Origin of the sequence: Pseudidiomarina gelatinasegens (assembly GCF_004025325.1) — a bacterium.
Classification (GTDB): domain Bacteria; phylum Pseudomonadota; class Gammaproteobacteria; order Enterobacterales; family Alteromonadaceae; genus Pseudidiomarina; species Pseudidiomarina gelatinasegens.
The window spans coordinates 450,490-458,015 of sequence record NZ_RSFE01000001.1 but is presented as its reverse complement, the minus strand read 5'-3'; the positions used below and the strand labels follow the sequence as shown (position 1 = coordinate 458,015).

Genomic DNA, 7,526 nt, shown 5'->3' with positions numbered 1-7,526 from the left:
CAAACGATAGGTCCGCTTTTTGTTCTTAACTAATCCCTCACGCTTGAGAAGGCCGTGAAGCATCAAGTAGCCGTATCGTGGATATTCAACCGCCAGCTCTTTTAAACGAGCCGTAACCGGCTCATCCCGACGTTTTTTAGGCTGATATCGATACGCGGTACGACTCAGCCCAACCAACTTGCACGCAAGGCGCTCACTAAGCTTGAAGGTGGTTACCATATACTCAACCACACGCTTTTTGCTGGCGGGCTTTACCACTTTTTTGAGACAACGTCCTTCAACGCTTCCGTCTCCAACATCTTCTCTGCTAGAAGCTTTTTGAGTTTGCTGTTCTCAGCCTCGAGCTCTCGTAGACGCTTGGCCTCGTTTACTTCCATACCCGCATACTTGCTGCGCCAGTTGTAGAATGTACCGCTCGAAATACCCATCCGTCGGCATATATCATCTACCTTGGCACCAGCTTCATGCTCCTTGATAGCCTTGATAATCTGTTCTTCGCTGTGACGTTTTTTCATAGTGAGATCTCCAATAACTCAATTTTAATGGAAATCTCATCGATGTCATGGTTCTATTTTTGGGGGAGACGTCAAATAAATATGGCAGACCCGACAGGTGAATTTGCAATTGTATTGTTATTTGTTCCAGAAGTTGTTGCACTCGGGAAAGCTGCTTTTTTTGTTGCTACTGCGGCAGCAGCTGGCTACGCGGGCTCAGAGACGTTAAACGCTTACAATGAATCCGCAGACAATAGCAATCGAGGAAAAAACGGGAGACCGACTAGTGACTCGGTAGACCTGGCAGAAGATCTTGCGGGACAAGAAATACTGGGTGATTTTGCGGGTGGCGGTGGTAGTAACATTAGTGACAAAATGGGCGATAGAAGTCGTTATGGCGAAAATGGTTCACACGATAAGTTAACTGGGAGTAGAGCCCATCCTGATGGAACTAAAACCGAAGTTCATGGTGATCGTAATAGGCAAACAGGTCAACTTTCAGATACAAAATTTAAAGACGGGCCAGATAATCGTAAAAGCCGTAATGAACTATTTAAGAAATAGAGGTAAGTATGTTTATTAAACTAAAACATGGACATCATTCCGAGCATATAAAACCAGATAGAGCATACCCAGTATTCGCTATATATATTGGTAGTACTAGTGACTTTTTGGTTATGGGAGAGTCACATTCTTTCCCTGTATCGATGAATATTCGAGAAATTGATATTTTGGATAACCGGTTGTCAAAGTATTGGGAATACGGTTGTTACGATTCAGACAAGTGGTCAACTATTTTGTCATTTAGAGAGTGGTCATCTGATTCTTATTTCTACCAAAACTTGGTCGAAGGTAATGAGAATGCGAGAGAAGCGCTACTAAAATACCAAGCAAAAATAGAAAATGAATATGCCGATAGCAGTTTGAATGAATCAGCAATCAAACTGAATAACGAATGGTATCAATGTCCGTTCTGCGACGATCCTTGGACGGATACAGAAGAATCAGAAGTATTAGTTTGCCCTAGTTGCAAATCAAAACTTCTTCGTTCTTAAATTTCAATTGGAATGCCCCCGGTGCACCCTGACACCTCAAAATAAGGATATCTTGGACGCCTTAGCAATAAATTAGGGCGCGAGCGCCTTCCAGCTTATGCGTTCCTTGCGCTTCGGAATATAAATTGCGTAGCCAAATTGAGCTTTAAGCTCCGAGCCACTATTCTTCAGGCTTAGGAGCGAGTCACTTTTAATGTCACTCGCCGTTTCATTGCGAATATCGTTGCGCGCAATATCCACAGCGTGGTCCCAGCTACCAATTGCGCGCTCGGGTGAATAAACGTAACGGTAAACTTGCATGTTCGTATCGTCAGCTAATGCTGGTGCAGCCGTTACAAGAGCTGCGGTTACCAATAAGGTTTTCATTGTGAATGTTTTCATGATCAATCCCCCCACAGAGATGTCATGTATTAAGATAGTTCAAAAGTGTGAAAAGTTTATTGCACAAGTGTAACGAGTCGTTACTCGTTATTCGTTGTTCGTTATTCGTCCAGTCACTTCGTTCCTTGTTGGTCCGCACTACGTGCTGTTCGTATTTATTTCTCGAACAACAAGCGCAGCGCGTGCACGAACAGCGAAGCGCACGAATAACGAACAACGAACAACGAATAACGCTTTCGCTCTTCATTCACAGCATTTATCGCAAAGATTGATGCATATATCCCCATATGAATTCAAATCAGCCGCTAAAACCCGTATAATCCGCCACACTTTTCAAACCGCAACAGCAAAAGGGGTACCCAGTGCTGCAAGAATATCGTAAGCATGTCGAAGAGCGGGCCGCAGAAGGCATTCCGCCAAAGCCACTGACAGCAGAGCAAGTTGCTGATTTAGTCGAATTACTGAAAAACCCACCAGCCGGTGAAGAAGACTTCTTATTAGAACTTCTTTCTGAGCGCGTACCTCCAGGTGTTGATGAAGCTGCTTACGTAAAAGCAGGTTTCTTGTCAGCAATCGTAAAAGGTGAAGCAACAAGCCCTGTCGTCAGCAAAGACGCTGCAGTTTCTCTGCTTGGCAATATGCACGGCGGTTATAACATCGTAACTTTGGTTGAGTTGCTAGACGATGCCGACTTAGGCGAATTAGCTGCTGAAGAACTGAAACACACCTTGTTGATGTTTGATGCCTTCCACGACGTAGAAGAGAAAATGAAAAACGGCAATGAACTGGCCAAAGAAGTTGTTGAATCATGGGCAAATGCCGAGTGGTTCACGGGCCGTGACAAAATGCCTGAGCAAATTAAAGCAACCGTATTCAAAGTAACTGGCGAAACCAATACCGACGACTTGTCACCAGCACCTGATGCGTGGTCACGCCCGGATATTCCGTTGCACGCCAAAGCGATGTACAAAATGCCACGTGAAGGCGTAACCGACGCGGCCAAGCAAATTGAAGAGCTGAAGCAAAAAGGCCATCCAGTTGCGTTTGTTGGTGACGTTGTAGGTACCGGTTCTTCGCGTAAATCTGCCACCAACTCAGTGTTGTGGTTTATTGGCGAAGACATGCCAGGCACCCCAAACAAGCGTGCTGGCGGCATCTGTATTGGTAGCAAAGTTGCGCCAATTTTCTTCAACACCATGAAAGACGCAGGCGCGTTAGTGTTTGAAGCAGACGTTGAAAAAATGAACATGGGCGATGTGATCACCATTCACCCATACGCTGGCAAAATTGAAAACGAAGCAGGCGAAGTAATCGCAGAGTATGACTACGCATCACGGGTTATCCTTGATGAAGTGCGTGCTGGCGGTCGTATTAACCTGATCATCGGTCGTGGTTTGACAGAAAAAGCGCGTGAGTCACTCGGTTTGGGTCACTCAGAGCTGTTTTTGAAGCCTGAACAACCAGTCGACAGCGGTAAAGGCTTTACCCTAGCGCAAAAAATGGTCGGTAAAGCATGTGGTATGGAAGGCGTTCGCCCAGGTACCTATTGCGAACCGAAAATGACCACTGTGGGTTCACAAGACACCACCGGACCAATGACGCGTGACGAGTTGAAAGACTTAGCCTGCTTAGGCTTCACTGCGGATTTAACCATGCAGTCATTCTGTCATACGGCTGCGTATCCAAAGCCTGTTGATGTTGAAACACAGCACACCTTGCCAGACTTCATCATGAACCGTGGCGGTGTGAGCTTGCGTCCGGGCGACGGTATCATCCACAGCTGGTTGAACCGTATGTTGTTACCAGACACCGTAGGTACTGGTGGCGACTCGCACACCCGTTTCCCACTGGGTATTTCATTCCCGGCAGGTTCTGGTTTGGTTGCGTTTGCTGCAGCTACCGGTGTTATGCCGTTGGATATGCCTGAGTCAGTATTGGTGCGGTTTAAAGGCGAAATGCAGCCAGGAATTACCTTACGTGACTTGGTTCACGCTATTCCGGCATTTGCGATTAAAGAAGGTTTATTGACCGTTGAAAAACGTGGCAAGAAAAACATCTTCTCAGGCCGCATTTTAGAAATCGAAGGCCTCGATCACTTAACCGTTGAGCAAGCGTTTGAATTATCAGATGCGTCAGCAGAGCGTTCAGCTGCAGGTTGTACGATTAACTTGTCAGAAGAATCAGTTGCTGAGTACTTGCGTTCGAACATTACCATGTTGCGTTGGATGATCAACGAAGGCTACGGCGATGTGCGCACGCTTGAACGTCGTGCAAGCAAAATGGAAGAGTGGTTGGCGAACCCAACGTTGATGCGTGCTGATGCAGACGCAGAATACTCAACCGTGCTTGAAATTGACTTGGCCGATATCAAAGAGCCAATCGTGTGTTGCCCGAATGACCCAGATGACGCGAAATTCTTGAGCGAAGTTGCTGGCGATAAAGTTGACGAAGTGTTCATCGGCTCGTGCATGACCAACATTGGTCACTTCCGTGCTGCAGGTAAACTGCTTGAGAAAAATACGCAAGAATTGAACACGCGTTTGTGGATTGCGCCACCGACTAAAATGGACGAAGCGCAGTTACGTGAAGAAGGCTACTACAACATCTACGCCAACAACGGTGTGCGTACTGAAATGCCAGGCTGTTCATTGTGCATGGGTAACCAAGCACGTGTTGAAGCGGGCGCAACAGTGTTGTCAACGTCTACCCGTAACTTCCCGAACCGCTTAGGTGATGGCGCCAATGTTTACCTGACCTCAGCTGAACTTGCAGCTGTTGGTGCAATTCTAGGTAAGCTGCCAACGCCTGAAGAGTACATGGAGTACGCGCAGGACATCAACGCAATGGCTGGCGAAGTTTATAAGTACTTGAACTTCGACCAAATGGACGCCTTCCGTGAAGCAGAAGCTGCAGCGAAAGCGAACATTATCCCAACCATTAACGTTGGCTAATTGCGTTCACGCAATAGGTTAAAAAAGGAGCTCAGTTGAGCTCCTTTTTTTTGCTTAAAACTTTTATTTAATAATCAGCCGTTTAAACAAAAGTTATAAATTCTGCTTGCCTATTTCTCATCTTTGCATAATCTTAACGTTAACTGAACATAAAGTACCCAAGGTACGAATAACAAATCAGTTGCACCATCAATAACAAAAATAACAGCTCATTGGAGAGCTCTATGAACAACATCAAACTAGCTATCGTAGCTATTCTCGCTTTATTCCTCAGCGCTTGCGCAATGGGTCCACAACTCGCTCAGCCTTACCAACTTACCGCACCACCAGCTATTGAAGGAAATAGTGGCCAATATATGAGCCCCTATACTTCTGACGGTGTGCTAGCCGAATGGGTTAACAACGCGCGCAATGCCGACATGGGCAGTGCGATAGGCGGGATGGCTGGCGCTTATGCTGGACAAAAACTCGCGGAAAACATTCCATTCATCGGCGGTTGGTTAGGCCAGGAAATTGGTGAAACTGTTGGCCGTGAAGTGGCATTAGAAATGGCTGGCGGTGAAGAAATTATCCGTGGTACTTCTGATATCTCCTTTAACAGTCTCGAAGAGCTGTCAGTGTGGATGTACGTAACCCACTCAGCGCACCCGCATTATCAAGACGCGCTCGAATCGGCAATGTCGATTTACCCTGAGTTAAAAACTGTTTACTCACAAGCTTTGTACACAGCCTCTGGTCAACTTGGCTACTAAGCACTGAAACGTTAACAGTTACTAATCAGAAAAAAGGGCAACCCTTATGAATAAAGTCGTTTTATTAGCGACCCTGGCAAGCGTTATTACGCTTGCTGGGTGTTCGAGCACCTCAAACATAGACAACAGTGCAGGCCGAGCCACGGTGTATGAAGACGCTCGCTCACCGGGCAAAGTGCAAGGTGTTGGCGTTGAATCACAAGATATCATGGCCGTTACCGATCAAATGATGCGCGACATGCTGAGCAATCCACAGCTGGTTAGCCGTGATGTTGCACCGCGCATCATTATAGACAGCCAGTACTTCACCAACGAAAGTTCATCACGTATCAATAAAAACATGCTGACCGATCGGTTGCGGATTAACTTAAATCGTGCGTCCAATGGCCGCTTGGTTTTTGTTGGCCGTGAATACGCTGACATGGTTGAAAAAGAACGTGAATTAAAACGCATGGGCGTGGTTGACGGCGGCACCATTCGTGCCACCCAAGCAACAGCCGGTGCTGACTTCCGTTTGGTTGGGCGCATCATGTCGCTTGACGCGATGGACACGCGTAGCCAAGAACGTTCGCGTTATCACCAAATCACTTTCGAGCTTGTAGACCTCGAACTTGGCACCTACGTGTGGAGTGGCATGTATGAATTCCAGAAAACTGCACAAGACGACGTTATCTATCGTTAGTGCAGCCTTGGTGTTGGGCCTTGCTGGCTGTGCCAGTACGGGCCCAACGCAATACCAAGCGTTAGCACTGAATCAACAAGAAAAAGACGCACTGAACGACAAGCCTGCTTATTTACGTCCGCTTTATCGCAAACTTTTCGAAGAAGGTAAGCGTAACGAAGTGCTGAACCGCATGGAAATTGGTACAGCGGCGTTTTATCAGGGCGATATTGATATTGCGCGTGAGAACTTTGATGCGGCTTTAGAAGTTATCGAAACCGTTTATGCGGACAATGAATCAGCAACGAAAGCCCGTAGTTTATGGCACGAAGAGGGTCGCAAAGACTTTAAAGGCGAGCCCTACGAACGTGCCATGGCCTACTACTATCGTGGACTCATCTATTTGATTGATGGTGTTTACGATAACGCACGCGCAAGTTTCGTCAGTGGCTTAATGCAGGATGCATTTGCCGAAGAAGAACAAAATCGCAGTGACTTCGCGGTGATGCTGTTGCTTGCTGGCTGGTCAGCGCAAAAAATGGGTAGCCCAGTACTTGCTGAAGAAGCTTACGACGAATTGCGTGAACTGCGCCCTGACTTTCCGATTCCAGCCGCCGATGACAACGTGTTAATTCTGGCTGAAACCGGGTACTCACCGCGTAAGCTCGCGGATGGTATGGGCCACTATGAATTGGTGTTCAGGCCAGGTAAAAACTTCAAAGAAAAGCAGGTTGTGATTAATACGGGGCAACAAGAAGTCGAGATGGAACCGATAGAAAGTGTTTATTGGCAGGCCACTTCTCGTGGCGGTCGCCCAGTTGATGCCATTATTGAAGGTAAAGCTGCATTTGCGAATAACACTGCCAGTTTTGGCCGGGATATAGCCCAACTTGGTGTCACCGCGCGTGTGTTTTCACCGGCAATAGGTGGCAGCAGCGGGCAAGTTGGTAACACCTTGGCGCTAATCGGTGTGGCAAGCATGGCGTTGTCGGCCAACGTTAAGCCGCGCGCAGACACCCGTTACTGGTCACGTTTACCTGATGCTGTGCATAGTTCCACCACCAAGGCCAACCCAGCTGACGTGGCAATGTGGCAAGCACAGTACACAGATATTGATGGGAATCCTGTCGCCCTAGACTCTGGCGTGTTTCATCACTACCAAGATCCACAGGGTAATCATTTGATCTGGCACAGCTCACGTGCCCGTTAACACAGCATTAAGGATACGCATT

7 protein-coding genes and 1 pseudogene are annotated in these 7,526 nt (G+C 47.2%); 6 read left to right on the top strand and 2 right to left on the bottom strand.

The window, feature by feature from the left end; translation table 11 throughout:
- Positions 1 to 515: pseudogene (locus tag EGC76_RS02210) on the bottom strand (transposase); the annotation flags it as partial.
- Between the two features lie 42 nt (positions 516 to 557).
- On the opposite strand from EGC76_RS02210, the gene EGC76_RS02205 reads away from it, so the two are divergent.
- Entirely contained in the window at positions 558 to 1,058 is a 501-nt protein-coding gene (locus EGC76_RS02205) for a hypothetical protein (protein ID WP_128351379.1), read from the top strand.
- A gap of 8 nt (positions 1,059 to 1,066) precedes the next feature.
- Positions 1,067 to 1,549 (top strand): hypothetical protein, encoded by a 483-nt coding sequence (locus EGC76_RS02200; RefSeq protein WP_128351378.1) that lies wholly within the window; start codon positions 1,067 to 1,069, stop codon positions 1,547 to 1,549.
- Positions 1,550 to 1,621: 72 nt separating this feature from the next.
- Here the strand turns inward: EGC76_RS02200 and EGC76_RS02195 are convergent, their stop codons facing one another.
- Positions 1,622 to 1,930 carry a hypothetical protein gene (locus EGC76_RS02195; RefSeq protein ID WP_128351377.1) on the bottom strand — a complete coding sequence of 103 codons (309 nt, stop codon included), beginning with the start codon at positions 1,928 to 1,930 and terminating at the stop codon, positions 1,622 to 1,624.
- Positions 1,931 to 2,292: 362 nt separating this feature from the next.
- Between EGC76_RS02195 and acnB the strand changes: the two genes are divergently transcribed.
- The 4 genes from acnB to EGC76_RS02175 all read left to right on the top strand — a co-directional run bounded on the left by acnB (position 2,293) and on the right by EGC76_RS02175 (position 7,504).
- A complete protein-coding gene (gene acnB / locus EGC76_RS02190; RefSeq protein WP_128351376.1) occupies positions 2,293 to 4,881 on the top strand; it encodes a bifunctional aconitate hydratase 2/2-methylisocitrate dehydratase in 2,589 nt (862 codons plus the stop codon).
- Positions 4,882 to 5,105: 224 nt separating this feature from the next.
- Complete coding sequence (locus EGC76_RS02185) at positions 5,106 to 5,633, top strand: YajG family lipoprotein (RefSeq protein WP_128351375.1); 528 nt, start codon at positions 5,106 to 5,108, stop codon at positions 5,631 to 5,633.
- 46 nt (positions 5,634 to 5,679) lie between these two features.
- A complete protein-coding gene (locus tag EGC76_RS02180; RefSeq protein WP_128351374.1) occupies positions 5,680 to 6,315 on the top strand; it encodes a penicillin-binding protein activator LpoB in 636 nt (211 codons plus the stop codon).
- Positions 6,272 to 7,504: a COG3014 family protein gene (locus EGC76_RS02175; RefSeq protein ID WP_128351373.1), complete on the top strand. Its 1,233-nt coding sequence runs from the start codon at positions 6,272 to 6,274 to the stop codon at positions 7,502 to 7,504. Before EGC76_RS02180 ends, EGC76_RS02175 begins: the two co-directional genes overlap by 44 nt.
- Positions 7,505 to 7,526 lie beyond the last annotated feature (22 nt).